At 64.3% G+C, this 25,066-nt stretch carries 22 protein-coding genes, 1 tRNA gene and 1 pseudogene; 7 read left to right on the forward strand and 17 right to left on the reverse strand.

Going from position 1 to position 25,066, the window contains the following annotated elements:
- Positions 1-50: 50 nt before the first annotated feature.
- Entirely contained in the window at positions 51-776 is a 726-nt protein-coding gene (gene phbB / locus GWG65_RS15655; protein WP_275196459.1) for an acetoacetyl-CoA reductase, read from the reverse strand.
- Positions 777-1,005: 229 nt separating this feature from the next.
- Positions 1,006-2,184, reverse strand: coding sequence for an acetyl-CoA C-acetyltransferase (locus GWG65_RS15660; protein ID WP_275196460.1), 1,179 nt, complete (start codon positions 2,182-2,184; stop codon positions 1,006-1,008).
- 304 nt (positions 2,185-2,488) lie between these two features.
- Here GWG65_RS15660 and phaR point away from each other — a divergent pair, with 304 nt between their 5' ends.
- Both phaR and GWG65_RS15670 read left to right on the forward strand, forming a co-directional pair.
- Entirely contained in the window at positions 2,489-3,088 is a 600-nt protein-coding gene (gene phaR, locus GWG65_RS15665) for a polyhydroxyalkanoate synthesis repressor PhaR (RefSeq protein WP_148740775.1), read from the forward strand.
- Between the two features lie 127 nt (positions 3,089-3,215).
- Positions 3,216-3,836, forward strand: a complete 621-nt coding sequence (locus tag GWG65_RS15670) for a class I SAM-dependent methyltransferase (protein ID WP_275196461.1) — start codon at positions 3,216-3,218, stop codon at positions 3,834-3,836.
- Positions 3,837-3,973: 137 nt separating this feature from the next.
- On the opposite strand, the gene GWG65_RS15675 is transcribed toward GWG65_RS15670, so the two are convergent.
- Positions 3,974-4,861 (reverse strand): branched-chain amino acid aminotransferase, encoded by an 888-nt coding sequence (locus tag GWG65_RS15675; protein WP_275196462.1) that lies wholly within the window; start codon positions 4,859-4,861, stop codon positions 3,974-3,976.
- A gap of 107 nt (positions 4,862-4,968) precedes the next feature.
- On the opposite strand from GWG65_RS15675, the gene GWG65_RS15680 reads away from it, so the two are divergent.
- Entirely contained in the window at positions 4,969-5,904 is a 936-nt protein-coding gene (locus tag GWG65_RS15680; protein ID WP_275196463.1) for an alpha/beta hydrolase, read from the forward strand.
- Positions 5,905-6,072: 168 nt separating this feature from the next.
- Here GWG65_RS15680 and GWG65_RS15685 read toward each other — a convergent pair whose 3' ends face one another.
- Complete coding sequence (locus tag GWG65_RS15685; protein ID WP_275196464.1) at positions 6,073-6,321, reverse strand: hypothetical protein; 249 nt, start codon at positions 6,319-6,321, stop codon at positions 6,073-6,075.
- 215 nt (positions 6,322-6,536) lie between these two features.
- Here GWG65_RS15685 and GWG65_RS15690 point away from each other — a divergent pair, with 215 nt between their 5' ends.
- Positions 6,537-7,409, forward strand: a complete 873-nt coding sequence (locus GWG65_RS15690) for a hypothetical protein (RefSeq protein WP_275196537.1) — start codon at positions 6,537-6,539, stop codon at positions 7,407-7,409.
- A 71-nt stretch (positions 7,410-7,480) separates the two neighbouring features.
- Here GWG65_RS15690 and GWG65_RS15695 read toward each other — a convergent pair whose 3' ends face one another.
- From GWG65_RS15695 to GWG65_RS15705, 3 genes are all read right to left on the reverse strand, one after another.
- Positions 7,481-8,041: a carboxymuconolactone decarboxylase family protein gene (locus tag GWG65_RS15695; protein ID WP_275196465.1), complete on the reverse strand. Its 561-nt coding sequence runs from the start codon at positions 8,039-8,041 to the stop codon at positions 7,481-7,483.
- Positions 8,042-8,176: 135 nt separating this feature from the next.
- Positions 8,177-9,334, reverse strand: a complete 1,158-nt coding sequence (locus GWG65_RS15700) for a PLP-dependent cysteine synthase family protein (RefSeq protein ID WP_275196466.1) — start codon at positions 9,332-9,334, stop codon at positions 8,177-8,179.
- Between the two features lie 45 nt (positions 9,335-9,379).
- Positions 9,380-9,844, reverse strand: coding sequence for an Lrp/AsnC ligand binding domain-containing protein (locus GWG65_RS15705; protein WP_275196467.1), 465 nt, complete (start codon positions 9,842-9,844; stop codon positions 9,380-9,382).
- Between the two features lie 163 nt (positions 9,845-10,007).
- On the opposite strand from GWG65_RS15705, the gene GWG65_RS15710 reads away from it, so the two are divergent.
- Positions 10,008-11,021, forward strand: coding sequence for a 1-aminocyclopropane-1-carboxylate deaminase (locus tag GWG65_RS15710; protein ID WP_275196469.1), 1,014 nt, complete (start codon positions 10,008-10,010; stop codon positions 11,019-11,021).
- A 140-nt stretch (positions 11,022-11,161) separates the two neighbouring features.
- Here the strand turns inward: GWG65_RS15710 and recQ are convergent, their stop codons facing one another.
- The 7 genes from recQ to GWG65_RS15745 all read right to left on the reverse strand — a co-directional run bounded on the left by recQ (position 11,162) and on the right by GWG65_RS15745 (position 20,690).
- A complete protein-coding gene (gene recQ, locus GWG65_RS15715) occupies positions 11,162-13,027 on the reverse strand; it encodes a DNA helicase RecQ (protein ID WP_275196470.1) in 1,866 nt (621 codons plus the stop codon).
- A gap of 123 nt (positions 13,028-13,150) precedes the next feature.
- The gene (locus tag GWG65_RS15720) at positions 13,151-13,894 is read right to left on the reverse strand and encodes a polysaccharide deacetylase family protein (RefSeq protein WP_275196471.1); all 744 of its coding nucleotides are present in this window, start codon (positions 13,892-13,894) and stop codon (positions 13,151-13,153) included.
- A 104-nt stretch (positions 13,895-13,998) separates the two neighbouring features.
- The gene (locus tag GWG65_RS15725) at positions 13,999-15,000 is read right to left on the reverse strand and encodes a homoserine O-succinyltransferase (RefSeq protein WP_275196472.1); all 1,002 of its coding nucleotides are present in this window, start codon (positions 14,998-15,000) and stop codon (positions 13,999-14,001) included.
- Positions 15,001-15,012: 12 nt separating this feature from the next.
- Positions 15,013-16,314: an O-acetylhomoserine aminocarboxypropyltransferase/cysteine synthase family protein gene (locus GWG65_RS15730; protein WP_275196473.1), complete on the reverse strand. Its 1,302-nt coding sequence runs from the start codon at positions 16,312-16,314 to the stop codon at positions 15,013-15,015.
- Positions 16,315-16,773: 459 nt separating this feature from the next.
- The gene (locus GWG65_RS15735) at positions 16,774-18,336 is read right to left on the reverse strand and encodes an amidase family protein (RefSeq protein ID WP_275196474.1); all 1,563 of its coding nucleotides are present in this window, start codon (positions 18,334-18,336) and stop codon (positions 16,774-16,776) included.
- Positions 18,337-18,458: 122 nt separating this feature from the next.
- The gene (locus GWG65_RS15740; RefSeq protein WP_275196475.1) at positions 18,459-19,493 is read right to left on the reverse strand and encodes an aldo/keto reductase; all 1,035 of its coding nucleotides are present in this window, start codon (positions 19,491-19,493) and stop codon (positions 18,459-18,461) included.
- Between the two features lie 15 nt (positions 19,494-19,508).
- Positions 19,509-20,690 (reverse strand): MFS transporter, encoded by a 1,182-nt coding sequence (locus tag GWG65_RS15745; protein WP_275196476.1) that lies wholly within the window; start codon positions 20,688-20,690, stop codon positions 19,509-19,511.
- Between the two features lie 99 nt (positions 20,691-20,789).
- Between GWG65_RS15745 and GWG65_RS15750 the strand changes: the two genes are divergently transcribed.
- Complete coding sequence (locus GWG65_RS15750) at positions 20,790-21,743, forward strand: LysR family transcriptional regulator (RefSeq protein ID WP_275196477.1); 954 nt, start codon at positions 20,790-20,792, stop codon at positions 21,741-21,743.
- Positions 21,744-21,749: 6 nt separating this feature from the next.
- On the opposite strand, the gene GWG65_RS15755 is transcribed toward GWG65_RS15750, so the two are convergent.
- Positions 21,750-21,839, reverse strand: a tRNA-Ser gene (locus GWG65_RS15755).
- A gap of 195 nt (positions 21,840-22,034) precedes the next feature.
- On the opposite strand from GWG65_RS15755, the pseudogene GWG65_RS15760 reads away from it, so the two are divergent.
- Positions 22,035-22,359, forward strand: a pseudogene (locus GWG65_RS15760) (hypothetical protein).
- Positions 22,360-22,532: 173 nt separating this feature from the next.
- Here GWG65_RS15760 and GWG65_RS15765 read toward each other — a convergent pair.
- Both GWG65_RS15765 and otsB read right to left on the reverse strand, forming a co-directional pair.
- The gene (locus tag GWG65_RS15765; protein ID WP_275196478.1) at positions 22,533-23,996 is read right to left on the reverse strand and encodes a trehalose-6-phosphate synthase; all 1,464 of its coding nucleotides are present in this window, start codon (positions 23,994-23,996) and stop codon (positions 22,533-22,535) included.
- A gap of 242 nt (positions 23,997-24,238) precedes the next feature.
- Entirely contained in the window at positions 24,239-25,063 is an 825-nt protein-coding gene (gene otsB, locus GWG65_RS15770) for a trehalose-phosphatase (protein WP_275196479.1), read from the reverse strand.
- Positions 25,064-25,066 lie beyond the last annotated feature (3 nt).

The following is a 25,066-nucleotide window of genomic DNA, read 5'->3' on the forward strand; positions in this document are numbered from 1 at the left end:
AGCCCGGGCATGACGAAGCTACCGATATGACGCGACGTGATGCGATCGCATCACACCATGTACTGGCCACCGTTGACGGTCAGCGTCGAGCCGGTGATGGCGCCGGCTTCATCGGCGGCGAGGAACACGACCGCGCGCGCGATCTCCTCGGGCTCGCCGAGCCGGCCGATCGGGATCAGCGGCAGGATGGCCTTTTCCAGCACGTCCTTCGGCACCGCCTGCACCATCTCGGTGTTGATGTAGCCCGGGCAGATCGCGTTCACGGTGACGCCGCCCTTGGCGTTCTCCAGCGCCAGCGCCTTGGTGAAGCCGATCTCGCCGGCCTTCGCCGCGGAATAGTTCACCTGCCCGAACTGGCCCTTCTGTCCGTTGATCGAGGAAATGTTGACGATGCGGCCGAACTTGCGCCCGCGCATGCCTTCGATGACCTGGCGCGACATGTTGAACAGCGAGCCGAGGTTGGTGCCGATCACGGCATTCCATTGCTCCAGGGTCATCTTGTGGAAGGCGCCATCCTTGGTGATGCCGGCATTGTTGACGAGCACGTCGATGGGGCCGATCTCGGCCTCGACCTTCTTCACGCCCTCGGCACAAGCGTCGAAATTGCTGACGTCCCATTTGTAGACGGCGATGCCGGTCTCCGCCTTGAATTTCTCCGCCGCAGTATCATTGCCGGCATAGCTCGCCGCGACCTTGTAGCCGGCCGCCTTCAGCGCCTTGCTGATCGCCGCTCCGATGCCCCGCGTACCACCCGTCACCAATGCAACACGTGCCATATCGTATTCCTTCCCTTGGACTCTTCGGACGTTTCTGAGTGATCGCTTTTAGATGCGGATTATGCGGGACGTTTGACGGACATCAAGAACAAAACGCCCGGCATCGAGCCGGGCGCTTCTCTTTAGTCGAGGCTTTCACGGTTGCGAAGAATATTTGATTTGCAACCGCCGCCTTTTTAATCGCGTGCAACGCACTCAATCACGTGTGCAGCGCACGCATCAGGCATTTTCAATCGCGCGCGATGCACATCGCAATGCCCATGCCGCCGCCGATGCACAGCGTGGCAAGGCCCTTCTTCGAATCGCGCTTCTGCATCTCGTGCAGCAGCGTCACCAGCACGCGCGCGCCGGAAGCGCCGACCGGATGGCCGATGGCGATCGCGCCGCCATTGACGTTGACCTTGGAGGTGTCCCAGCCGAGGTCCTTGTTGACGGCACAGGCCTGCGCCGCGAAGGCCTCGTTGGCTTCGATCAGGTCGAGGTCGCCGACATTCCAGCCGGCCTTCTTCAGCGCGGCGCGCGAGGCCGGGATCGGGCCAGAGCCCATGATCTTCGGATCAACGCCGGCCTGCGCCCAGGACACGATGCGCGCGAGCGGCTTCTTGCCTTCCTTGGCAGCCTGCTTCGCAGTCATCAACACAACGGCAGCGGCGCCGTCGTTGATGCCGGAGGCCGAACCTGCGGTGACCGTGCCTTCTTTCTCAAAGGCGGGCTTGAGCTTCGCCATCCCGTCGAGCGTTGCGCCATGGCGCGGATATTCGTCGGCGCTGACGACGACGTCGCCCTTGCGGGACTTGATGGTGACGGGGACGATCTCGTCGTTGAACTTGCCAGCCTTCTGCGCGGCCTCGGCCTTCTGCTGCGAGGCGACCGCAAACTCGTCCTGCTGGGCGCGCGTGATCTGCCACTGGCGTGCGACGTTCTCGGCGGTGTTGCCCATGTGATAGCCGTTGAAGGCGTCCCACAGGCCGTCCTTGATCATGGTGTCGACGAACTCGACGGGGCCCATCTTGACGCCGCCGCGCAGGTACTGGGCGTGCGGCGCCATGCTCATGGATTCCTGGCCGCCGGCAACGACGATTTCGGAATCTCCGTTGAGCAGGGCCTGATAGCCGAGCGCAACCGTACGCAGACCCGAGCCGCAAAGCTGATTGACGCCCCAGGCCGGGCTCTCCACCGGAATCCCGGCGGCAATCGACGCCTGGCGGGCCGGGTTCTGGCCCTGAGCTGCAGTGAGAATCTGGCCCATGATAACTTCCGAAACCCGGCCGGGCTCGATGCCACCGCGCTCCAGCGCGGCCTTGATGGCGATAGCGCCAAGATCGTGGGCGGGAAGGGTCGCGAACGCTCCGTTGAAGCTTCCGACCGGGGTGCGGGCGGCGCTGACGATGACGACATCGTCTGTCATGGGCATCTCCTGAGGTTGAAGGGGGCAGACGGGGCTGGGAAACGGCTCGCCAGTCTCGGATGGCATCCTGTTAACGTCGTTGAGGCATGTCAATCGATAGGTGGCCGAATTCATGCCGCAGCGCATTCAAAATAGCGTTCTTGGCGATTTCGCAAGCACGTTTTTGCTGCCCGATTAACCGTGGCGCACAAAACGGTAGCGTGACCCCTTTGAAAATGCTTATTTTGTTGCGTTGCGTACTCTTCCCGCCCTGCGGCATTTGCCCGCCGGGTTCCCGTTCTCCGCGTTTTGCAAGTGAGAGCCCATGGCGAAATCAGACCAACCCACCACAATCAAGAAATACGCGAACCGGCGGCTCTATAATACCGGAACGAGTACTTATGTGACGCTGGAAGACCTCGCCGCCATGGTCAAGGACGGCGAAGACTTCCTGGTCTACGATGCCAAGACCGGCGACGACATCACCCGCTCCGTGCTCGCCCAGATCATCTTCGAGCAGGAGAACAAGGCCGGCCAGAACCTGTTACCGACCACCTTCCTGCGCCAGCTCATCCGCTTCTACGGCGATAGCATGCAGATGGTGGTGCCGAAATATCTGGAGCAGTCGATCGCCACGCTGACTCAGGAGCAGGAGAAGTTCCGCAAGCAGATCGCCAACTCGCTCTCCGGAACCCCGTTTGCGCCGCTGGAAGAACAGGTCCGCCGCAACATGGAGCTGTTCCAGCAGACTTTCTCGATGTTCAAGCCGTTCGCGCCCACTACGGGCCGCCCGGGGACAACCACAGCGGAGCCCGAGCCGGATGCGAGCGCCGAGCCGGCAAAGGACACCAACATCGACGATCTGCGCCAGCAGATGAAGGAGATGCAGGAGCGCCTCGAGCGGATGTCGAAGAAGGAAGAGTAGACCCTTCATTCGCCCCGGAGCGCCCGTCGCCCACGGGCGCTTGTCCCGGGGGGCACTGCGACGCCGCCAACCGACCTGGATCGTCTCCGAAGGCCCGCTAACACTCCAGAAGGCCGAGGCATACGCCATGTCCGATCGAAGCACGCATTGGGACCACGTCTACACCACCAAGGCCGAGGCTGAAGTCAGCTGGTTTCAGGACACCCCGACGATCTCGCTGGAGATGATCCGCGCCGCCAGTCCAGATCATGCTGCCGCGATCATCGATATTGGCGGCGGCGCGTCGCGATTGGCCGATAGGCTTTTGCAGGAAGGATATCGCGACATCGCCGTGCTGGATCTCTCAGCCAGCGCGCTTGAGGCCGCGAAGAAACGAATCGGCGCGGCTGCCGCAACGATCGACTGGATCGTTGCCGACGCCACGACCTGGCGGCCGGAGAAGACATACGATGTTTGGCACGATCGCGCGGCATTCCACTTCCTGACCGATCCGCGCGACAGGGCAGCTTACGTCGAGCGCCTGCGCTCGGCGGTTGCAGCCGGCGGCTACGTCATCATCGGCACCTTCGCGCTGGATGGTCCAGAAAAGTGCAGCGGCCTGCCGGTCCAGCGGCATGACAGCGCAAGCCTTTCCATGGAGCTCGGACCGGCCTTCGAACTCGTCGAGACGCGCAGCGAGACGCATCATACGCCATGGCATTCGACGCAGGCCTTTCAGTTCAGCCGGTTCAGGAGACGGGCTGCTTAAGGCGTCGCCCGCGCACGCTCAGGCCCGTAGCTTCGCGGTGCTTCCGCAATTCGTCATTGCGAGCGCAGCGAAGCAATCCAGACTGCCTCCGCGGAAAGATTCTGCTCGCAATGACGGAGTTCGCGGAAGCAGTTAGCTCAAGCCGCCAGCTTCACCGCATGCGCAAAATCCCAATAAAGCTTGCGCGCTTTGGTGTAGAACGGGCCCGGCTTCAGCTCGCGGTCGTCGATGCGGATCACGGGGGCGACCTTGGCGAAATTGCCGGTGGAGAATATCTCGTCGGCGGCGAGGAAGTCCGCATAGCGTAGCGTCTTTTCGACCACGGTGACACCGTCGGCGCGGAGCAGACCGATCACGCGCTGACGCGTGATGCCGTTGAGGAAGGTGCCGTTCGGCACCGGTGTGTAGACCACGCCATCCTTGGCCATGAATACATTGGAATTGCCGAACTCCGCGACATTGCCGAGCATGTCGAGCATCAGCGCGTTCTGGAAGCCGCGGGAAGCGGCCTCCGACAGCGCGCGTGAATTGTTCGGATAGAGACAGGCCGCCTTGGCCTCGACCGGCGCGCATTCGGCGGTGGGCCTGCGGAACGGCGACAGCGTGATGGCGTTGCCGACCGGTTTGGGCATCGGCGCCTCGTAGAGGCATAGGCACCAATTGGTGGTCTCGGGGTCGAACAGCACGCCGCCGCCGGCACCATTCTGCGCCCAGTACATCGGACGTATATAGAGTTCGGCATTGGCCGCGAAGCGCGCCAGGCCCTCGCGAGCGAGCCTGAGCCAGGTGTCGGTCTCGACCACCGGCTTCAGGCCAAAATTGATCGCGGATTGATTGGCGCGAGCGATGTGGCGGTCGAGATCGGGCGCGACGCCCTCGAAGGCGCGCGCGCCGTCGAATACGACCGAGCCGAGCCATGCGGCATGCGTGCGCGGACCCATGATCGGCACGTTGCCGTCGTGCCATTTGCCTTCAAAAAAGGTCCAGCTCGGCGAATATTCGATGGGCTTTTTGATCTCGGCCATGCCTGGCGTCCCTTGGAAATATCCGGGCACTATTATCCCAATTCCTAAACGATTTCCTGCAGGAAAATGGTGCGTTATCCTCTCCCCCTTGTGGGAAGGAAAGATCCATGCCGCTCGATCCGCTTGCAAAGCGTCTGTTGACCATGATGGCTGCGGCTGCGCTGCAGGCACGGAGCCGGCCGAGCGTGGAAGCGCGGCGGCAATCCCTGGCAAAGCTGATGCAGTTTGCGCGAGCCGAGGCACCGGATGTCACGGCCTCCGACGGCAGGCTTCCCGGTCCCGGCGGTGAACTGCCCTATCGCCTCTATGCGCCCGCGAGCGCCGGTGAGCGCACGCCGGGCTTCGTGTTCTTCCATGGCGGCGGCCTCGTCGCCGGCAGCATTGCGACGCACGACCGCATCGCAGCAGCGCTTGCCCACGCGACCGGCTGCCGGCTGGTCTCGGTCGATTACCGCCTCGCGCCCGAGCACAAGTTCCCTGCCGCCGTCGACGACGCGGTCGCAGCCGCCGAATGGGTCGCGCGCGAGGCCTCCTCGCTCGGCATCGACGCCGGGCGGCTGGTGGTCGGCGGCGATTCCGCCGGCGCCACGCTGGCTGCCATCGTGTGCCAGGATGCAGCGCAGAACGCCGGCCTCTCCATCGTCGCGCAATGCCTGATCTGCCCGGTGCTGGATTTCGAGGAGACCTCGCCCTCTCGCGAGGCGTTCGCCGAAGGTCATCTGATCGACCGCGTCACGATCGAGGCCGATCTCGCCGATTATCTGCCTGACGGCATCGATGCCGCCGATCCCCGCATCTCGCCATTGCGCGCGACGCGGCTCGCGGGCCTGCCGACTGCGATCATCCACACCGCCGAATTCGACCCGATGCGCGACGAAGGCAATGCCTATGCACGCAAGCTGCTCGCCGCGGGCGTCACGGTCGAGCACGTTTGCCACGACGGCATGGTTCACAATTTCCACGCCATGGGCGCGATCCTGCCGCAGGCGCAGCTCGTGCTATCGCAGATCGGCGAGCAGGTGCGGCGGGCGGTGGAAGGATGAGATGCTTCTCTTCCCTCTCCCCTTGTGGGAGCGGGTGGCTCGCCGCGACAGCGGCGAGACGGGTGAGGGCTTTTTTCTCCGCGGACTCGAGGGCGATTGCGCGGAGACAGACCCCTCATCCGGCGCTTCGCGCCACCTTCTCCCACAAGGGGAGAAGGGAAGAAAGAATCACGCTCGCGCGTTGAGGACGGCCCTTGCCGCCACGACGTAGTCCGGCCAATGCGCGTCCGCGTAGCGCTCGGCCTGGCGCGCACAGGTGACGTCAGGCGCGTGCGCTATCGCGATCATCCGCGCAAAACGTTCTTCGGCCACCGTCGTGTCGTCGGTCACGGGCGTCGGCGCCGTGTTGGCTACGGCGGTCGGAGCCACGGCAAGCCCCGCCAGTCCGGCGAGCAGGATGCGGCGTGACGTCTTCATGGCTATCGTCCTTCATTGTCCGGCCCGCGCTATGGCGGGCGCGTGTGTCAGTGCGATCACGGTAGAGTAACCGCGCACATCTGCGCAGTCTATCGCTTGCGGATAGTGCTTGACCACACAGACGATCACGTTCCATCTAGCGAGTGATCCCGTCATCAAAGCGCCACGCGCCGGATGGTCACGTGTTCCACCGCAGCCAATCGTCCCGTCCGGCTTTGCGCGCTGTCGCAACGGGACTGCTCTGCCTGATGACGTCGGCAGGCACGACCCTAGCCGCTGAAGCTGACGACGACGCACCCGCAAAGCCGGCTGTTCCGAACATCTATCTCGATCTGCGCACGACATATGCGGCAATCCCGGCCGGGACGCTCGGGCTCGGCTTCGGCAACAATTCGCTATCGGCAGCGCTCGAAGCGCTTGCTGCCCGTCGAGGCGCGGCGCTCCCGAACGGCCTGCCGGCCGCAAAGTCGATCACCGTCGACCTGCCGCTGACCGTCGACGTCAGCGATCGCGTGTCGCTCTATGGCGGCGTCTCCGGCTCGACAACGGATATCGGCGGCGGCTGGACGCGGTTCGACATCACGAGCTGGAACATCGGCGTGCAGGCCGACCTCTACCAGCAGAACGGCGGGAGGATCCCGACCATCACGCTGCAATCGACCCTGACGCAGTCGGTGCCGAACGAACCGGGCATGACGACGTCGTTCAATAACATCCTGGAATTCGACTACGCGCTGGACAAGGACGAGACGCGGGGCTGGCTTGCCGGCGTGCAATACACCCACACCGACATCGCGAACCAATTCGCCAGCATCCGGCCGAACACGATCCTCTATGGAGGTGGCTATTATCAATGGCCGAGCAACTGGAAGTTCACGGGGCGCCTGGGCGTGCAATCGTTCGGCGGCGCGCAGCTCGGAGGCCGGACACTGGCGGAACCCTTCACCCAACCGATCCTGCGGCTCGATCTCGACCGCATGGACGACAACGACAACCGCCTGTTCGGCCTCACGGCGCAGGTCGCATGGATGCCGAAACCGTCCTACCAACTGACGCTGCGGACGCCGCTCTACGCCGTACGCAACTGACCGGGCTCGTCGGCCGCCTCAGTGGCGAGGAATTTGCGGTGCTTCTGCCGGAAACCAGCCCTGCGTGCCGATCAGTCCGGCACCGGCACGTCGAACGTGTTGAGTGTAACGGAGACCATGCAGTAGACGCCGACCAGATAGGACAGCTCGGCCGCACCGTGCTCGCCGAACTCCTTGACCGCGGCCCGATAGGTCAGCTCCGGCAGCACACCGCCGTTCACCAGCGCCGACGCCACGTCGTAGGCGACCGCTTCCTGCTTGGTAAGATCCACTGGCCGCTGCCCGGCGACGATGGTCGCGAGTTTTTCGTCGGACAGGCCGCGTTGCTCGGCGACCAGCACGTGGGCGTAGAGCTCGTAGCCGGAGCGGAAATGCGAACCGGTGACGAGGATCGCGACCTCGCGCACCGCCGCCGGCAGCAGCGGGTTCGATGCGATCGCCTTGACCAGCTCCCATATCGGCTTGCCGAAGCGCGGCTCGCGGATCCAGGGATTCCAGGGCCCGAGCAGCGCGCCATCGTCGCGCATGTTCACAAAGCCCTTGAAGTGGTCCTTGATGCCCGCTCGCATGTCGTCATAGAGCGGCTTCTGTTCGTCGGTCAGATCTTTCGGATCGAGAATGGGAAGGCGCACGGCATATCTCCTCGTTGAGAAGGCGCGAAACTCGCCCGCACCCGCGCGCAAGGCAAGTGAAGTTGCCGTGACATGAAGGGCGCCGCCGGCGTCAAGCCGTGTCGGACGCGCTGGCAATTGCTGCGATCAGCGCCGCTACTCAGGACTCTGCGGACTCTGTGGATTGACGACGTCGTCGACCGCGAGCGTCAGCGGCTGCGCGGTATCGAGGAACGACGACAAGGCGGCTTCGAACGGCGCCGGATCGAGGCCGCGCGCTTTCAGCCATTCGGGCTCATAATAGGTCTGCCGGTAGCGTTCGCCGGAATCGCAGATCAGCGTCACCAGCGATCCCGTCTGGTTCGCCTTGTGCATCTCCGCGGCGAGCCGGCACAGCGCCAGGAAATTGGTGCCGGTGGAGCCGCCTACCGCGCGGCGCAACCGGCGCGACAGCACGTTCATCGCCGCGATCGACGCCGCATCCGGAATCTTCATCATGCGATCGACCACGCCCGGCACGAAGGAAGGTTCGCAACGTGGCCGGCCGACACCTTCGATCAGCGAAGGTCTTTCGCAGGTCCGGGAGCGATCCTGGGAACGGAAGCAGTCGAAGAAGGCGGAATGCTCGACGTCGGCGACGCATAGCCGCGTCGGATACTGGCGGTAGCGCAGATAGCGGCCGATGGTCGCCGAGGTTCCGCCGGTGCCCGCGCCCATCACGATCCAGTCCGGCAACGGACGCGTCTCGCCCTTCAATTGCGTGAAGATCGACTCGGCGATGTTGTTGTTGCCGCGCCAGTCGGTGGCGCGCTCGGCGAAGGTGAACTGGTCCATGTAGTGACCGTTCAGGCGGGCGGCGAGCGCGGCGGCCTCCGCATAGAGCGCGCGGCCGTCATCGATCAGATGGCAGTTGCCGCCATAATGCTCGATCGCGGCGATCTTCTCCGCCGACGTCGTGCGCGGCATCACGGCGTAGAAGGGCACGCCGATCATCTGCGCGAAATAGGCTTCCGAGACCGCGGTCGATCCCGACGATGCTTCGATGACGGGCGTGCGTTCGCGGATGTGGCCGTTGCAGAGCGCGTAGAGGAACAGCGAGCGCGCCAGCCGGTGCTTCAGGCTGCCGGTCGGATGCGTGGACTCGTCCTTCAGATAGATGTCGATGCCGGCCAGCGCCGGCACGATCAGGCGGATCAGATGGGTGTCGGCCGTGCGGCATTGGTCGGCCTCGATCGCAGCCACGGCCTCGTCGACCCAGCCGCGGCTGTAGGCTGGTGCGACCGGATCTTGCTGGCGGAAGGGAAGTGGCTGCATCGACTGAACCTCTCATGATGCGGATCGCGCATCAATAGCTGCCGCTCAGAACTCCAGCGGCGCGTTGTCGACGACTTCCTTCATCACGAAAAAAGTGCGGGTCTGGCGTACACCGGGCAGCGCGATCAGCTGCTCGCCATGGATGCGGTTGAAATCCTCCATGTCGCCGACGCGGATCTTCAGGAAGTAGTCGAAATCGCCGGCAACCAGGTGGCAGTCGAGCACGAATTTCAGCTTCGTGATCGCCTGCTCGAAGATCGCAAAACTTTCCGGCGTCGAGCGGTCGAGCACGACGCCGACCATGACCAGCGTGCCCTTGGCCACCTTCTTTGGCGCCACCATGGCGCGGACGGCGGCGATAAAACCGTCCTCGAACAGGCGCTGGGTGCGGCGATGGCAGGTGGCGGGGCTGATCGCCACCGTCCCGGCCAGCTCTGCGTTGCTGAGCCGTCCATTATTTTGCAGCAATCGCAAGATCTTAAGGTCGATACGGTCTAGCCGGGACGCCATGAAAGAATCTTCCCAGGGTTGGCGGATTCTCGGAAGAAATTAAAGCTCCGAGCCGAATTTGCGCAATAGATTCCTCATCTGTTGCGCAATATTTGAGAGCACATTTTGCTCGGCTGATGATAGGCGCAGGGGGCCAATTCAACGCCAATCGGGATCACCTCGCATGTTGGAAAAATTCGCGCGCTATCCGCTGACCTTCGGTCCGACGCCCATCGAGAAGCTGGAGCGGCTGTCCAAGCACCTCGGCGGCAATGTCGAGATCTATGCCAAGCGCGAGGACTGCAATTCCGGCCTCGCCTATGGCGGCAACAAGCTGCGCAAGCTCGAATACATCATCCCGGACGCGATCGCCTCGAACGCCGACACGCTGGTCTCGATCGGCGGCGTGCAGTCGAACCATACCCGCATGGTCGCGGCGGTCGCCGCCAAGATCGGCATGAAGTGCCGCCTGGTACAGGAAGCCTGGGTGCCGCACGAGGACGCCGTCTATGACCGCGTCGGCAACATCATGCTCTCGCGCATCATGGGCGCCGACGTGCGCCTCGTCGACGACGGCTTCGACATCGGCATCCGCAAGAGCTGGGAGGAGGCGATCGAGGAGGTGAAGGCGGCGGGCGGCAAGCCCTACGCGATTCCGGCCGGCGCGTCGGTGCACAAATTTGGCGGCCTCGGCTATGTCGCCTTCGCCGAGGAAGTCCGCAAGCAGGAAGCCGAGCTCGGCTTCAAGTTCGACTATGTCGTGGTCTGCACCGTCACCGGCTCCACCCATGCCGGCATGCTGGTCGGATTCGCCGCCGACGGCCGTGCGCGAAAGGTGATCGGCATCGACGCCTCCTTCACCCCGGCGCAGACCAAGGCGCAGGTGCTTTCGATCGCGCAGAACACGGCCAAGCTCGTCGAGCTCGGCAAGGACCTCGTCGCAGACGACGTCGTGCTGATCGAGGATTACGCCTATCCCGCCTACGGCGTGCCGTCGGAGGAGACCAAGGAGGCGATCCGCCTCACCGCGCGGCTCGAAGCCATGATCACCGACCCCGTCTACGAGGGCAAGTCGATGCAGGGCCTGATCGACCTGACGCAGAAGGGCTATTTCGAGAAGGGCGCCAAGATCCTTTACGCCCATCTCGGCGGTGCGCCCGCGCTGAACGGCTATGGCTATACGTTCCGGAACGGCTGAGGCATAAGGGAGGCAGGACACTCTCGCCCCCCCAATCTTCGTAGCCCGGATGGAGCGAAAGCGTAATCCGGGACTTGTCCAATAGGGAAAAACTGCCCCGGATTTCGCTTCGCTCCATCCGGGCTACAAGTCAGGATGCGCTACCGTGTCCTGACAATCCGCAGCAGCTCGTCTCCGTAATGCTCGAGCTTCTTGTCGCCGATGCCGGGCACGTTGCGCAATTCGTCGAGCGTGGTCGGCCAGGCCCGGACGATGCCGTCGATGGTGGCATCGTGCAGCACCACATAGGCGGGCACACCGCGCTCGCGCGCGATGTCTGAACGCCAGGACCGCAGCCGCGCACGCAATTCCGGATCGACATCGCCTTGCGGCGCGCTTGCCGCAGGCGCGAGGTCGCCGCGGCGGGATTTGGCGCGGCTCGACCGGTTGCGGGTGCCGGGCGCCTCCTCGCGCAGCCACACCTCGGTCTCGCCGCGCAGCACGCCGCGCGAGGAGTCCGTCAGCTTCAGCGCGCCAAAGGCCTCGCTGTCGCTCTGCAAATGCCCCATCGCCATAACCTGCCGCAGCACGGTGCGCCACTGCTTCTCATTAAGCTCGCGGCCGATGCCGAACACCGAGAGCTTGTCGTGGCCGAACTGCGTCACCTTGTCGGTGAGGCGCCCGATCAGCACGTCGATCAGGTGCATGGCACCAAAGCGCTGGCCGGTGCGATAGACGCAAGAGAGCAGCTTCTGCGTCAGCACCTTGCCGTCGCGCATCTGCGGCGGCGTCAGGCAATTGTCGCAATTGCCGCAATTCTCGCCATGCAATGTCTCGCCGAAATAGCCGAGCAGCCGCTTGCGCCGGCACTGTGCGGTTTCGGCGAGGCCCACCAGCGCGTCGAGCTTGCCGATCGAGACCCGCTTGAAATCATCGGACGCCGAGGACTCGTCGATCATGCGGCGCTGCTGCACGATGTCGGAGAGGCCATAGGCCATCCAGGCCGCGGACGGCTTGCCGTCGCGGCCGGCGCGCCCGGTTTCCTGGTAATAGGCCTCGATGCTCTTGGGCAGATCGAGATGGGCGACGAAGCGCACGTCCGGCTTGTCGATACCCATGCCGAAGGCGATCGTCGCGACGATGACGATGCCGTCCTCGTTGAGGAAGCGGTCCTGGTTGCGCGAGCGCACGCTGCTGTCGAGCCCGGCGTGATAGGGCAGTGCGGTAATGCCGGCATCGTCGAGCGCGGCGGCGACCTCCTCGACCCGGTTGCGCGACAGGCAATAAACCACGCCGGCATCGCCTGCATGGCGCTCCCGGATGAACTCCTTCAGCTGCGACACCGCATTGCGCTTGTCGACGATCTCGTAGCGGATGTTCGGCCGGTCGAAGCTGGAGACGAATTGCGGGCTGCCCCCGAGCTGAAGCCGCTCGACGATCTCCTTCCGAGTCAAATCGTCGGCTGTCGCGGTCAGCGCGATGCGCGGCACTGTTGGAAAACGCTCCGCGATGATGGAGAGCCCGACATATTCGGGCCGGAAGTCATGGCCCCATTGCGAGACGCAATGGGCTTCGTCGATCGCAAACAGCGCCACCTTTGCCTGCGCCAGCATCGACAGGCAGCGCGGCGTCACCAGACGTTCCGGCGCGACATAGAGCAGGTCGAGATCGCCCGCCATCAGGCGGCGCTCGATGTCCGAGGCCTCCTGCGGCGTCAGCGAGGAGTTTAGCGCGGCAGCGTTGACACCCGCCTCGATCAGGCCGGCGACCTGGTCGCGCATCAGCGCGATCAGCGGCGACACCACGATGCCGCAGCCTTCACGCAGCAGCGACGGCAATTGATAGCACAGCGACTTGCCGCCGCCGGTCGGCATCAGCACCAGACAATTGCCGCCCTCGGTGACATGCCGGATGATCTCGCCTTGCGCGCCGCGAAACCCCGGCAGACCGAACACCGAATGCAGCACCGAGAGCGCGTCGCGGCCGTCGGCCGGCGCAGGCAACGAAGCGGTGGAGGGAGCGGACATGGGCGGAGCGGAACCGGACCGTGAGATTCGACACAAGGCCAGTCGCATGACGGCGCAGTCGTGGCAAGACTGTTTGCGCGGCAAGACGATGTCTTCCCCTCTCCCCTTGGGAAGAAGAAGCGTCTACGCCCCGATTCGCCGCAACGCTTCGGCGACCGTGACGATCGGCATGCTGCGCCTCTCGGCTGCCTCCAGCGCGTGAAGCAGCAGGTTCGGCGAGCAGCCGTAGGGGCTTGGCGCATCCGCAACGTCATGGCCGTAGAAGATCAGCCAGCCGCCGCTTGTGATCGCCGCGTCGAAATAGCGATCGATGCCGGGCGAATCGATCTCGCAATCGATCAGGGGCGAGGCACGCAGGAACTGGAGGTCGACGACGTCGCGATTGACGCCGGGAAGTATGCCACGTGCCGAGCGGAAGGCTTTTGCCAGCTGCGGCTTGCGCCAGACCGAGGCGAGCCCATACGGATAGGCGAAATTCTCCAGCACGATCGAGGAATCGATGGCACGAAAATAGCTGCGGTTCCGCTCGATCTCCCGCGCCATGGCTGTCTCGTCGAGATCGACCGCGCGCAGATGCGAGAAGGTATGGCAGGCGATCTCGTGGCCGGCGCGATGAAGCCGCACGATCGCGTTATTCGACAGTCCGCGCCAGTGATCCCCGGGCTGGTCGATCAGGCTGCCGGCCAGATAGAATGTGCCGCGGCCGCCATGCTGTTCCAGCAGCGAAGCGCCCTCGCCCGCAGCACTGTCGGGCGCATCATCGAAGGTAAAGCTGACCATTGGCGCATGAGGCGGCAATCTGTGCGGTGCGGCGCGGAAATGCCGGGCCAGCCGATTGCTCACGCGTCCCTGGAGTGCCGACCACACGATCGCGATTCCTGTTTGCCCGACCTCGTCACTGAAGCATTCATGTGTCGTTTGAGGCAAGCATCACACTTTATTAGCCCTAACGCGGAATGCGCAATCTGACCCTAGCGCGCGTGCAGCGGAGCTTCGGTGTCGGCTGCGAGATATTGCAGCCAGTTGCGGAAAAGTGCCGCTGCGGCGCTGCCGGCCGCGATATCGGCGCGCAACATCAGCGCGGGCAGATCGTTCGTCAGCGCCGGATGACGCTGGTGCCTCACCCGTTTCTCGAATCGGGCAAGTTTCTCTTCCGTCTCTGCGTCAAAATAACTCACGGGCAGGTGCGGATAAGTCTCGCGCTCGCGGGCGAGATAGCGGCCGATATCGCGCAGATATTCGCGCTGGAGCGACAGCGCGTCGTATTCGGGATGGCCCTGGAAGAAGACGAACCGGCTGGCATATTGCCGGACGAAAATGTCGATACCGGCCTCGACCGAGCGCGTCAGCACCTGATAGCCGGCCTGCGTGAGATCGCTCTCGGCGACTTCGTTCAGACGCGAATGCGAAACCTTGAGCGGAGCAGGCGCCGCCCGTGTCAGCGCATCATTGGCGACCGGTTCGCAGTCGAAGATGCCGTGACATTTCGCCGGCAGCCGCCGCCGTCCGATCCGATCGAGATGCAGCACCGCTGCGTGCGCCGCCAGGCACGACCAGATTGTCGAGCGCGTGTTGGCCTTGGCCCAGTCGATCAGCTCGGTGAGATCGCGCCAGTACGGCTCCTGGTCGAGTTCGGGCGCGACCGGTTCGGCGCCGGTCACGATCAGCCCGTCGAACTTGTGCCGCTTGAGATCGGCGAGATCGGAATATTCGCTTTCGACATGCCATTTCGCTTCGGGTGAGCGTTTGACCGACGGCAGCGAAAAGCAATGGAAGCGGATGCGGCGTGGCCCAGCGGCGGCCTGGAGCAGCTTCATGAACTGCCGCTCGGTCGCCTTCAGCGCCGGGTCCGGCATGTTGTTGATCAGTCCGATGGTGAGTTCGGTGCCGCCATGATCGCGTGCGCGATCGGCCTCTCCGGGCACCAGGGCCGGGCTCGAGATACCTTGATCCCTGTCGATCAAGAGCGTCATCGGCGCCGCCGCCTACTCCGCAGCCTGGAGACGCGCCGACGGGCAGGCCTTTTCCAGCGCCTGGTCGATGTCCTCGATGATGTCTGCGGCATGCTCGATGCCGATCGAGAGGCGGATCGTCTCCGGCAGCACGCCGGCGACGCGCTGCTGCTCAGCCGACATCTGCCGGTGCGTGGTCGAGGCCGGATGGCAGGCCAGCGACTTGGCATCGCCGATATTGACCAGACGCGTGATCAGCTTCAGCGCGTCGTAGAAAGTCTTGCCGGCTTCCATGCCGCCCTTGATGCCGAAGGTGAACAGCGAGGAGGCGTTGCCGTCGAGATATTTCTGCACCAGCGGATAATAGGGACTGTCGGAGAAACCCGTGTAGTTGACCCAGGCCACGCGGCGGTCGGCACGCAGGAATTCGGCGACCTTGCGCGCGTTCTCGACGTGGCGCTCCATGCGCAGCGCCACGGTCTCGATTCCTTGGAGTAGCAGGAAGGCGTTGAACGGCGACAGCACCGAGCCCATGGTGCGCTGATAGATGCTGCGCGCGCGCTCGATATAGGCGGTGCGGCCGAAGCGCTCGGCATAGACCAGGCCGTGATAGGAAGCATCAGGCTTGTTGTAGCCGGGGAAGCGCTCGGCATGTTTCGCCCACGGGAAATTTCCGGAATCGACGATGGCGCCGCCGAGCGTGGTGCCGTGGCCGCCCAGGAATTTGGTCAGCGAATGCACGGCGATGTCGGCGCCGTAGTCGAATGGCTTGAGCAGGATCGGGGTTGCAACCGTGTTGTCGACGATCAGCGGCACGCCATGCGCATGTGCAATTTTCGCCAGCGCTTCGATGTCGCAGACATTGCCGGCGGGATTGCCGATGGTCTCGGCGAACACCGCGCGGGTGTTCTCGTCGATCAGCCTCTCGATCGCATCTGGTTTGTCGCTCTCGGCGAAGCGGCCGGCGATGCCCTGGCGCGGCAGGATGTGGGAGAGCAGCGTGTGCGTAGTGCCGTACAGCTGCGGCACCGAAACGATGTTGCCGCCATGGTCGGCGACGTTGACGAAAGCGAAATGCAGCGCGGCCTGGCCGGTCGCGACCGCGAGCGCGCCGACGCCGCCCTCGAGCTGGCTGATGCGCTTCTCCAGCACCGCGCTGGTCGGATTGGCGATGCGGCTGTAGCGATAGCCTTCGGCTTCGAGATTGAACAGGGCTGCACCGTGATCGGCGCTGTCGAAAGCGTAGGCCGCGGTCTGGTAGATCGGCACGGCGACCGCGTGCGTGGTGGCTTCGGGTTCGTAGCCGGCGTGAATAGCGATCGTCTCGTTGCGCATCATCCACCTCCGCGTGGGGCCGGCCACACTTAATTGGCCTTTATGGGCATGTGCGTTGTCCGCCGTCCCCGTGTTAGAGGCGGGTGGTAAAGCGGGCAATAATTCGTCTAGAGATCGAGGAAGTAACCCTAACAGTTGTTGGACAATTGCCTAAAATTTGAATGAAATTGGATTGATGGAATTGGATTAATGAACCGCGAAATTTGCCGCGACAGTCGCGATGCCGTCCCTTCTCCCCCTTGCGGGAGAAGGTGGCATAGGCGGCCTTCGGCCGCCGTTCTAAAGAACGCCGATGCCTTGCATCGGCCATGGCGCCGGATGAGGGTGCTATCCTCGCATTCACCGCGAGACGTTCATTCGCGGAAGCAACCCCTCACCCGTCTCGCCGCTGCGCGGCGAGCCGCCCTCTCCCGCAAGGGGCGAGGGTGGCACTGTCAACGCGGCACAGTTCTCGAGCGTTTAGGCCATCATCTCCCACAGACGATGTGTGAGCACGCCGGCACGCTTCTCGATCGCGGCAGCTGCATCGATTGCGAGGTCCTCGCGGTAGCGGCCTGCGATGAGTTGCACGCCGATCGGCTTGCCGCCGTGCAGGGCCACCGGCACCACCGCGCCGGGCAGGCCCAGCACGTTGATCGCGGAAATGAAGCGGATCTCGCCCCAGAAGATCTCGCGCACGCGCTCGGCGCTGATTGTGTCGTCGCGCGGGCCCGGCGTCGGCTTCACCGTGGTCGGCGCCAGCACGACCGGATACTCCTCGAAGAACAATTGCCAGGCGCGAATATGGCCGCTACGCGCGGCGGTGGCGCGCATCCAGGCGGGAAGATCGAGCACGCTCGCCTTGGCCTTCATGCCGTTCCACGCCTTGTGGAAGTCTTCCGAGGTGACCTTCAGCATGCCGGCTTCCTGCATCACCATTGTCTCGTTGGTGATGATGTCGCACCACGTCTGCCAGACGCCGTTGATGTCGGGCACATCGACCTCGCTGACGCGATAACCGGATCGCTCGAGATGATCGGCGGCCTGGCGCAGCGCCGCGGCGACCTGCGGATCGACATCCATGTCCTCGGGGATCTTGGCGAGCGCGACCTTGATCGGCCGCTTCGGCTTCGGCCCGACCAGCGGCGCCGGCACCCACCAGGGGTCGCGCGGATCGCGCTGGCTCATCACCTCCAGCGCGAGGCGAACGTCACCGACGTGGCGGGCGAGCGGCCCCTGCGCCGACATCAGATGCGCCAGCATCGGCCGCTCCGAGGTTGCGCTTTCGTTGAAGGCAGGAATGCGTCCCTGCGTCGGCTTGATGGTGGCGACCCCGTTGCAATGCGCCGGCCAGCGCAGCGAGCCGCCGATGTCGTTGCCATGCGCGATGGTGCCGATGCCGGCAGCGACCGCCGAACCTGCGCCGCCCGAGGAGCCGCCGCAGGTGATGTTCGGATCCCAGGGATTGAGCGTCAGCCCGTGCAGCGGATTGTCGGTGAAGCCGCGGAAGGAGAATTCCGGCGTGTTGGTGAGGCCGAGAACGATCGCGCCGGCCTTCTTCAGGTTGCGCACCACTGGCGAGTCCGACGGCGCGACGAGGTCTTGATTGGCAGGAACGCCGTTGAAGTTGGGCCGGCCTTGGTAGTCGACGTTCTCCTTGATGGTGATGGGAACTCCGTGCAGAAGACCAAGCTCGCCGCCCCTGGCGCGCTGCTTGTCGGCCGCATGTGCAGCCTTCAACGCTTCCTCGCCGAGATCGACGACGACCGCATTCAGCCTGGGATTAACGGCGCGCATCCGATCGAGATGCGCTTCGACGGTCTCGACCGCAGAGATCGCGCCGGCGCGAATCGCCGCCGCGGTCTCCACCGCCGACCATTGCCAGGCCGGCCCCTTCGGGCGGCGCGCCGCTGTCGATTTGCGCGGTGAGGACTGCTTTGCCGTCTTCGTAACGAGGCCCTTACGGGCGGTGCTCCTCTTGCGCGATGGCTTCGCTGCTTTCTTCGGAACGCTTTTGTTCTTGGTCGCCATCTTCTTCGCCACGTCGCATCTCCTTGAATCGCGCGGCGGACGTTACGGAGGGCGACCGGGCCTGTACAGCGGCGTTTCTGCATGGCGCATTGGCAGTGACCGCTAACGTGACCAAGCGTCAACAACCACGGGCTTCACACCGCCGGCGGATTCAACCGCGCAAAGCCCGCCTGGATGCGATAGGGATAATAGGGGTAAGGAGGCATCACCGCGCTGACCTCATCGAGCCGTTTGATCTGGTCAACACTCAACGACCAGCCGAGCGCACCGAGATTGTCGCGCAACTGGGCTTCGTCGCGGGCGCCGATGATCACGGAGGATACGCTCGGACGCGAGAGCAGCCAGGCAATCGCGATCTGCGGCACAGTTCGGCCCGTCTCCGCAGCGATCCGGTCCAGCACGTCAACGACCGCGTAAAGCCGCTCCTCGTTCACGGGCGGGCCGAACTGAGCGGTCGCGTGCAAGCGGCTGTTTTGCGGCAGCGGCTGGCCGCGCCGGATCTTTCCGGTAAGCCGGCCCCAGCCGAGCGGGCTCCACACCAGCGCGCCGATGCCCTCCTCGCGCGCGAGCGGCATCAGCTCCCACTCGTAGTCGCGCCCGAGCAGCGAATAATAGATCTGATGCGCGACATAGCGCGGCCAGCTATGTCGATCGGCGATGGCGAGCGACTTCATCAGCTGCCAGCCGGCGAAATTGGAGACGCCGACATAGCGCAGCTTGCCCGCACGAACGAGTATATCCAGTGTCGCGAGCACCTCCTCGATCGGCGTGAAAGCGTCGAAAGCGTGGAGCTGGAGCAGGTCGATGTGGTCGGTGCCGAGCCTGCGTAGCGCCGATTCCACCGAAGCCAGCAGGCGATGCCGCGATGAGCCGGCGTCGAGCGGTCCATCGCCCGTCGGCAGGCTCATCTTGGTGGAGATCAGCACCTCGTCGCGGCGGCCCTTGATCGCAGCGCCGAGAATCTCCTCTGACGCACCATTCGAATAGACGTCGGCGGTATCGAACAGGTTGATGCCCGCCTCCAGGCAGATGTCGACCAGCCTGCGCGCCTCGTCGACGCCACTGCGGCCCCAGGCCGAGAACAGCGGGCCCTGTCCACCGAAGGTACCGGTGCCGAAGCTGAGCACGGAGACTTTCAGGCCGGAGGCGCCAAGATTGCGGTATTCCATGATGGTTCTCCTTCCCTATTCCGCGGGGCAAGCCGCGACTGCGGCCTGTGTGCGGTCAAGCCGGAGACTCCACATTGCCAGCATGAGGCCGACCGTCGTAACGCCTGCCGCGACCAGCGGCAGCGCGGAGAGACCGAGTCCGCGGTCGATCGTGAAGCCACCGACCCAGGCGCCGAGCGCGTTGCCGAGATTGAACGCCGCGATGTTCAGGCTCGAGGCGAGCGTCCGGCCGCTGGAGCCGGCCGCTTCCAGCACGCGAAGCTGGAGCGGCGCGACAGTTGCAAACGCGGCGATGCCGAGCAGCAGGATCAGCGCGATGGCGAGGAGCTTGATCGACAGCACCGCGGCAAGACCAAGCAGCACGGCGGCAAGCGCGGCGAGCGCACTGATCAGGGCCCGCGCGAGGCCACGGTCGGCGAGCTTGCCGCCGGCCACATTGCCGATCGCAAGGCCAACGCCGAACACCAGCAGGATCGGCGAGACCGCAGCTTCCGAAAAGCCGGTGAAGCGCGTCAGGATCGGCTGGATATAGGTGAACACGACGAACAGGCCGGCGAAGCCGAACACGGTCATGGCAAGGCCGAGCAGAACCTGCGGACGGCCGAGCACCGAGACTTCCTCGGCGAGCGAGACCGGCTTGTCGCCGTTGCCGACATGGCCGGGCACCAGCACCGCGACCACCGCAAAGGCGATCACGCCGATCACCGTCACCGCCCAGAACGCCGCGCGCCAGCCCAGCATCAGGCCGAACCAGGCGCCGAAGGGAACGCCGAGCAGGGTTGCAACGGTCAGGCCGATAAACATGGTCGATATCGCGGACGCCCGCTTGTCCTCGGCAACGAGACTGGTTGCCACCACCGAGCCGACACCGAAAAAGGTGCCGTGGGCGAGCGAGGTCAGCACACGCGCCGCCATCAACAATTCGTAGTTCGGCGCTAGCGCACAGGCCGCATTGCCAAGGGTAAAGATCGCCATCAGCGCCAGCAGCACGGTCTTGCGCGGCATCCGCCGCGTTGCCAGCGTCAGCACAGGTGCACCGACGAACACGCCGAGTGCATAGCCGGAGATCAAGAGGCCCGCGACCGGCACGGAGACATGCATGTCGGCGGCGACCTGAAGCAGCAGGCCCATGATGATGAATTCGGTGGTACCGATGCCGAAGGCACCGGCGGTGAGGGCGAGGACGGCGGCAGGCATGTATGGCTCCGATGAATGGGTACCAGCCACGGAGATAGAAGCCTCGCGGCAAATCCATTAGAATGTCCGCAATCCAATCATTTGTGACGTGAATTCAACATGGCTCGCTTCGACACCAACCGTTCCGCCGAGATGGAAGTCTTCGTCGGCGTCGTCGATCTCGGCGGCTTCTCCCAGGCCGCGCGAAAACTGCGCCTGACCCCGTCGGGGGTGAGCAAGCTGATTTCGCGGCTGGAGACGCGGCTCGGCACGCGGCTGATCAACCGCACCACACGCAAGCTCACGCTGACGGAAGAAGGCCAGGCCTTCTACCAGCGCGCGGTGCGCATCCTCGCCGAGATAGAGGAGGCCGAGCGCGAGGCGGCGTCAGGTGCGGCGCCGCGCGGCCGCCTCGCCGTCAACAGCAACATTCCCTTCGGCATGCTGCATGTGATGCCGCTGATCCCGCGCTTCCTCGAACAACATCCCGACGTCACGCTCGATCTCGTGCTGACCGACACGCTGATCGACCTGATGCAGGAGCGCGCCGACGTCGCGATCCGTGTCGGCCCCTTGCGAGCCTCACGCCTTGTCGCGCGAAAACTCGGCACCAGCCGCATGGTCGTGGTCGGCGCGCCGGATTATCTGGCCCGCTTCGGCACGCCGAAGACACCGGCGGATCTTGCAGATCACCGCGGCATCGGCTGGACCTTCCCGCGCTCGATCCGCGCCTGGCCGTTCAAGCGCGGCGAACGCACCGAGGAAGCCGCGCCGCCGCCGGCCGCCCGCGCCAGCGACGGCGAAGCCGCCCGCCGCCTCGCACTCGGCGGTGTCGGCCTCGCCCGCCTCGCCCTCTTCCACATCGGCCCCGACATTGAAGCGGGCCGCCTCGTGCCGGTTCTCCAGAGTTACAATCCCGGCGACCGCGAAGACATCCACGCCGTCTATGTCGGCCACAGCGCACCCCTCCCCGCGCGCGTCCGCGCGTTCATCGATTTTCTGGGAGAGCATGTGCGGGTCAGCGACCCGGCGCTGAAGCGGGCCGGCGATGGGAGGTGGAAGCTGGTGGAATGAGGCTGATGGCGGAGAGAGTGGGATTCGAACCCACGGTACGGTTTCCCGCACACACGCTTTCCAAGCGTGCGCCTTAAGCCACTCGGCCATCTCTCCGGAGCGCTCTCTCTTGAAGGGGCGCCAATGATTTTGCAAGGGATCGCGGGGAAATCGGGTGAATTTTCCGTAAGTTACTGTATTTTCTAGTAAATCTTTGCTGTGGCGAGGCAGCCCGGAACCGTCCGCCGGTTGAACCGGGGGCCCGTTTGGCGCGACGATTCTTCAGAGAACGCCAAATCGCGTGGGGACGCCATGACCATCCGCAAAACCATCGCCGCGCTTTGGCTTCGCCTTCGCTGCGCCGGCTCTGGCGCAGGTCTGCACCCGCCAAGGGGTCGACGTCAGCTGCGACGACGGCCGGCGCGGGATCCTTTCGGGCGACGCCATCATCTGGCCGGATGGCACGCGCTCGAGCGCCTCGCCGCATCCGAGCGTGATCATCGGCAACAAGAGTTCGGTACGTGTCGGGCCCGGCGTGTTCGTCGGCCAGGGCAACGGCATGGTGCCGCTGGATGATCCCAATGCGCTGAACAAGCGGCGCTGCGCGATTCTAGATGGGGTGTCATATTGCTATTGAGGTCCGGCAGTACCTGAGGCTCGCCGTCGTGCCCGGGCTCGTCCCGGGCATCCACGTTCTTAGATCCCGCGGCAAGGCGTAGATGGCCGAGTCAAGCCCGGCCATGACGAGTGGATAGACCGTGCAGCCTTACACCGACCCTCTCTGTAAGAATGGGGAGAGGGAAACGAGGATTAAATCAACCGCACGCCGGAGATCGCCGACTTCAGCCAGCGCAGCGCTTGCGGCGGCTGGACGGCGAGCGGGGCGACCGCGGCCTTTTCGGTGCGGCACTTTTCCAGCTCGGCGACGAAATCGGCGGACCATTGCTGGATGGTGTGGCCGCGCAGCTTCTTCATCATCGCGTCCCAGCGCATCTTGCGCTCGGTGAGCGGCATCGCGGCAGCGACCGCGATCGTGCGCGCCATGCCGTCGATGTCGTGCGGATTGACCAGCAACGCGGTGTCGAGCTCGTTGGCGGCGCCGGCGAATTTCGACAGCACCAGCACGCCGGGATCCGCCGGGTTTTGGGCGGCGACATATTCCTTGGCAACGAGGTTCATGCCGTCATGTAGCGGCGTCACCACGCCGATCTGCGCGGTGCGATAGAGACCCGCGAGCACGGTCTGGCTGAAGCCCTTGTTGAGATAGCGGATCGGCGTCCAGTCGACCTCGCCATGGCGGCCGTTGACGTCGGTGACGAGGCGCGCGACCTCGTTCTGGAGATTGCCATAGGCCTCGATGGCTCCGCGCGAGGGGTTAGCGATCTGCAGCAGCGAGATGCCGCGCGCGAGCTGCGGATAACTGGTCCAGAGTCGATCGAACGCGCTGATGCGATTGACGAGACCCTTGGAATAATCGAGCCGATCCACGCCGATCGCGAGCCGCTCGCCGTTGAGGCTGCGGCGCAGCCGCGATACGTCGGGATGGGAGGCCGATTTCGCGGCATAGGCGGCGAACTTCTCGGCATCGATACCGATCGGAAATACCTGGCAGCGCGTGCGGCCATGCTGCGAGCTGACAATCCCATCCTCAATGGTGAGGCCGAGCTCGCCGCCGACATAACCCAGAAAATTCTCGCAATCCTCGTGGGTCTGGAAGCCGATGAGATCGTAGGCCAGCATCGCCGTGAGCAGCTCGCGATGATTTGGCACGCCCTGCATCACAGCGGTCACGGGCCACGGCGTGTGCAGGAAGAAGCCGATCGGATCGTCGACGCCGAGGTCGCGCAGCTCCGCGCCGAGCGCGAGGAAATGATAATCCTGCACCCAGAACGCGGTCTTGGGCTTGCGGAAGCGCAACAAGGCGCGCGCCATGAAGGCGTTGACCTCGCGATAGCTAAGATAGTCGTCCTGGGAAACGCGGATCAGATCGCTGCGCGAATGCAGCGCCGGCCACAGCGCCGAGTTGGCAAAGCCTTCGTAATAGCCGCCATAATGCGCCGCAGGCAGATCCAGCGTCGCGATCGCGCCGGTGCCGAGCGCCTCGATCTCGGCGAACGGTTCCTTCTGATGGCCGTCGCGCACGCGGCCGGAGGACCCCACCCAGATCGCTCCCGAATGTTCCACGACCGGAAGCAAGGCCGCAGCCAAGCCCCCCGTCATGGGTTCGTTAGGTTTGCCGCGCGCAACACGATTTGAAACGACGACTAAGTTCACAGGTCGTCCCCTCCTGTTCATTCCACCCCGTTTAACTGATGTTCATCAATATGGTTCCTGATCATCGTTTCAACCAATTGAAACCAAAATCGGGCGAGCACGTTGGAACCGGTTTGGCTCGCGGAACCCCTGGATTCTGCTGCAAGAACAGAGTTTGCGGGCTATATCGCGCAGCACGGATTGTGCTGCGCGACGGAACTGTGCCGCTCGCATTGTGTCTACCGCCTGGTTCCGCCTTGCTTTTACCTGGCGTCGTCCAGCAGACGCGCGAGAAACTCACGCACATCGCTCGGCGCATCGAAGTGACCGTCGACGCCGATGACACGACGCCCGACCGAGAAGGCGAGCCCGTTCATGTCAGGCATGATTGCGAACACAGTTTCATCGGTGACGTCGTCGCCGATGAAGATCGGGCGGCGCCCCCTGAACGGATCATGGTTCAAGAGTTCCCGCACGCCGGTCGCCTTGGTGAAGCCGGAATGCTTGATCTCGCAGACGAACTTGCCGGGCAGCACCTCGATCGGCGCGTTGGGCAGGTCGGCGCGGATCAGCGAGACGGCCTCGAAGATCGCCTTCTCCGCGTGCGGCGCGAGGCGATAATGCAGCGCCAGCGAATAGCCCTTGTCCTCGAGCAGAATGCCGGGGCTGAGCTTCGCGATCGCGGCGAGACGCCGCTTCAATTCCTTGTCCATCGGCGGGGCGTGCGCGGCCGCGGCTTCATTGTCCACCGACAAGCGCATTTCCGCACCGTGACCACCGACCGCGCGGTAGACATCAGGCGCGAAGATCAGGTCGATGTCGTTGAGCGAGCGGCCGCTGACCAGCGCCAGCGCGCCTGACGTGCGTTCGACCAGCCGGTTGAGGGTGTTCGATAGCCCCGGCGGCACCCAGACCTCGCGCGGCGTCGGCATCAGTTCGAGCAGCGTGCCGTCGATGTCGAGCAGGATCGCGATCTCGTCGAGATGCGGCACCAGCGCATGCGGCACCGGTACAGCGTCCGGCTTTTCGCTGTCGTCGCTCATGGTTCGTTCATCGACCATCTGCATTTCCGCAAGTTCCGATTTCATAGC

The sequence above is a fragment of the Bradyrhizobium sp. CSA207 genome, assembly GCF_029051685.1.
Classification (GTDB): Bacteria; Pseudomonadota; Alphaproteobacteria; order Rhizobiales; family Xanthobacteraceae; genus Bradyrhizobium.

Coding starts and splice junctions, on each gene's coding strand:
- phbB (WP_275196459.1), bottom strand. CDS start 776: ATGGCACGTGTTGCATTGGTGACGGGTGGTACGCGGGGCATCGGAGCG.
- GWG65_RS15660 (WP_275196460.1), bottom strand. CDS start 2,184: ATGACAGACGATGTCGTCATCGTCAGCGCCGCCCGCACCCCGGTCGGA.
- phaR (WP_148740775.1), top strand. CDS start 2,489: ATGGCGAAATCAGACCAACCCACCACAATCAAGAAATACGCGAACCGG.
- GWG65_RS15670 (WP_275196461.1), top strand. CDS start 3,216: ATGTCCGATCGAAGCACGCATTGGGACCACGTCTACACCACCAAGGCC.
- GWG65_RS15675 (WP_275196462.1), bottom strand. CDS start 4,861: ATGGCCGAGATCAAAAAGCCCATCGAATATTCGCCGAGCTGGACCTTT.
- GWG65_RS15680 (WP_275196463.1), top strand. CDS start 4,969: ATGCCGCTCGATCCGCTTGCAAAGCGTCTGTTGACCATGATGGCTGCG.
- GWG65_RS15685 (WP_275196464.1), bottom strand. CDS start 6,321: ATGAAGACGTCACGCCGCATCCTGCTCGCCGGACTGGCGGGGCTTGCC.
- GWG65_RS15700 (WP_275196466.1), bottom strand. CDS start 9,334: ATGCAGCCACTTCCCTTCCGCCAGCAAGATCCGGTCGCACCAGCCTAC.
- GWG65_RS15705 (WP_275196467.1), bottom strand. CDS start 9,844: ATGGCGTCCCGGCTAGACCGTATCGACCTTAAGATCTTGCGATTGCTG.
- GWG65_RS15710 (WP_275196469.1), top strand. CDS start 10,008: ATGTTGGAAAAATTCGCGCGCTATCCGCTGACCTTCGGTCCGACGCCC.
- recQ (WP_275196470.1), bottom strand. CDS start 13,027: ATGTCCGCTCCCTCCACCGCTTCGTTGCCTGCGCCGGCCGACGGCCGC.
- GWG65_RS15725 (WP_275196472.1), bottom strand. CDS start 15,000: ATGACGCTCTTGATCGACAGGGATCAAGGTATCTCGAGCCCGGCCCTG.
- GWG65_RS15730 (WP_275196473.1), bottom strand. CDS start 16,314: ATGCGCAACGAGACGATCGCTATTCACGCCGGCTACGAACCCGAAGCC.
- GWG65_RS15740 (WP_275196475.1), bottom strand. CDS start 19,493: ATGGAATACCGCAATCTTGGCGCCTCCGGCCTGAAAGTCTCCGTGCTC.
- GWG65_RS15745 (WP_275196476.1), bottom strand. CDS start 20,690: ATGCCTGCCGCCGTCCTCGCCCTCACCGCCGGTGCCTTCGGCATCGGT.
- GWG65_RS15750 (WP_275196477.1), top strand. CDS start 20,790: ATGGCTCGCTTCGACACCAACCGTTCCGCCGAGATGGAAGTCTTCGTC.
- otsB (WP_275196479.1), bottom strand. CDS start 25,063: ATGAAATCGGAACTTGCGGAAATGCAGATGGTCGATGAACGAACCATG.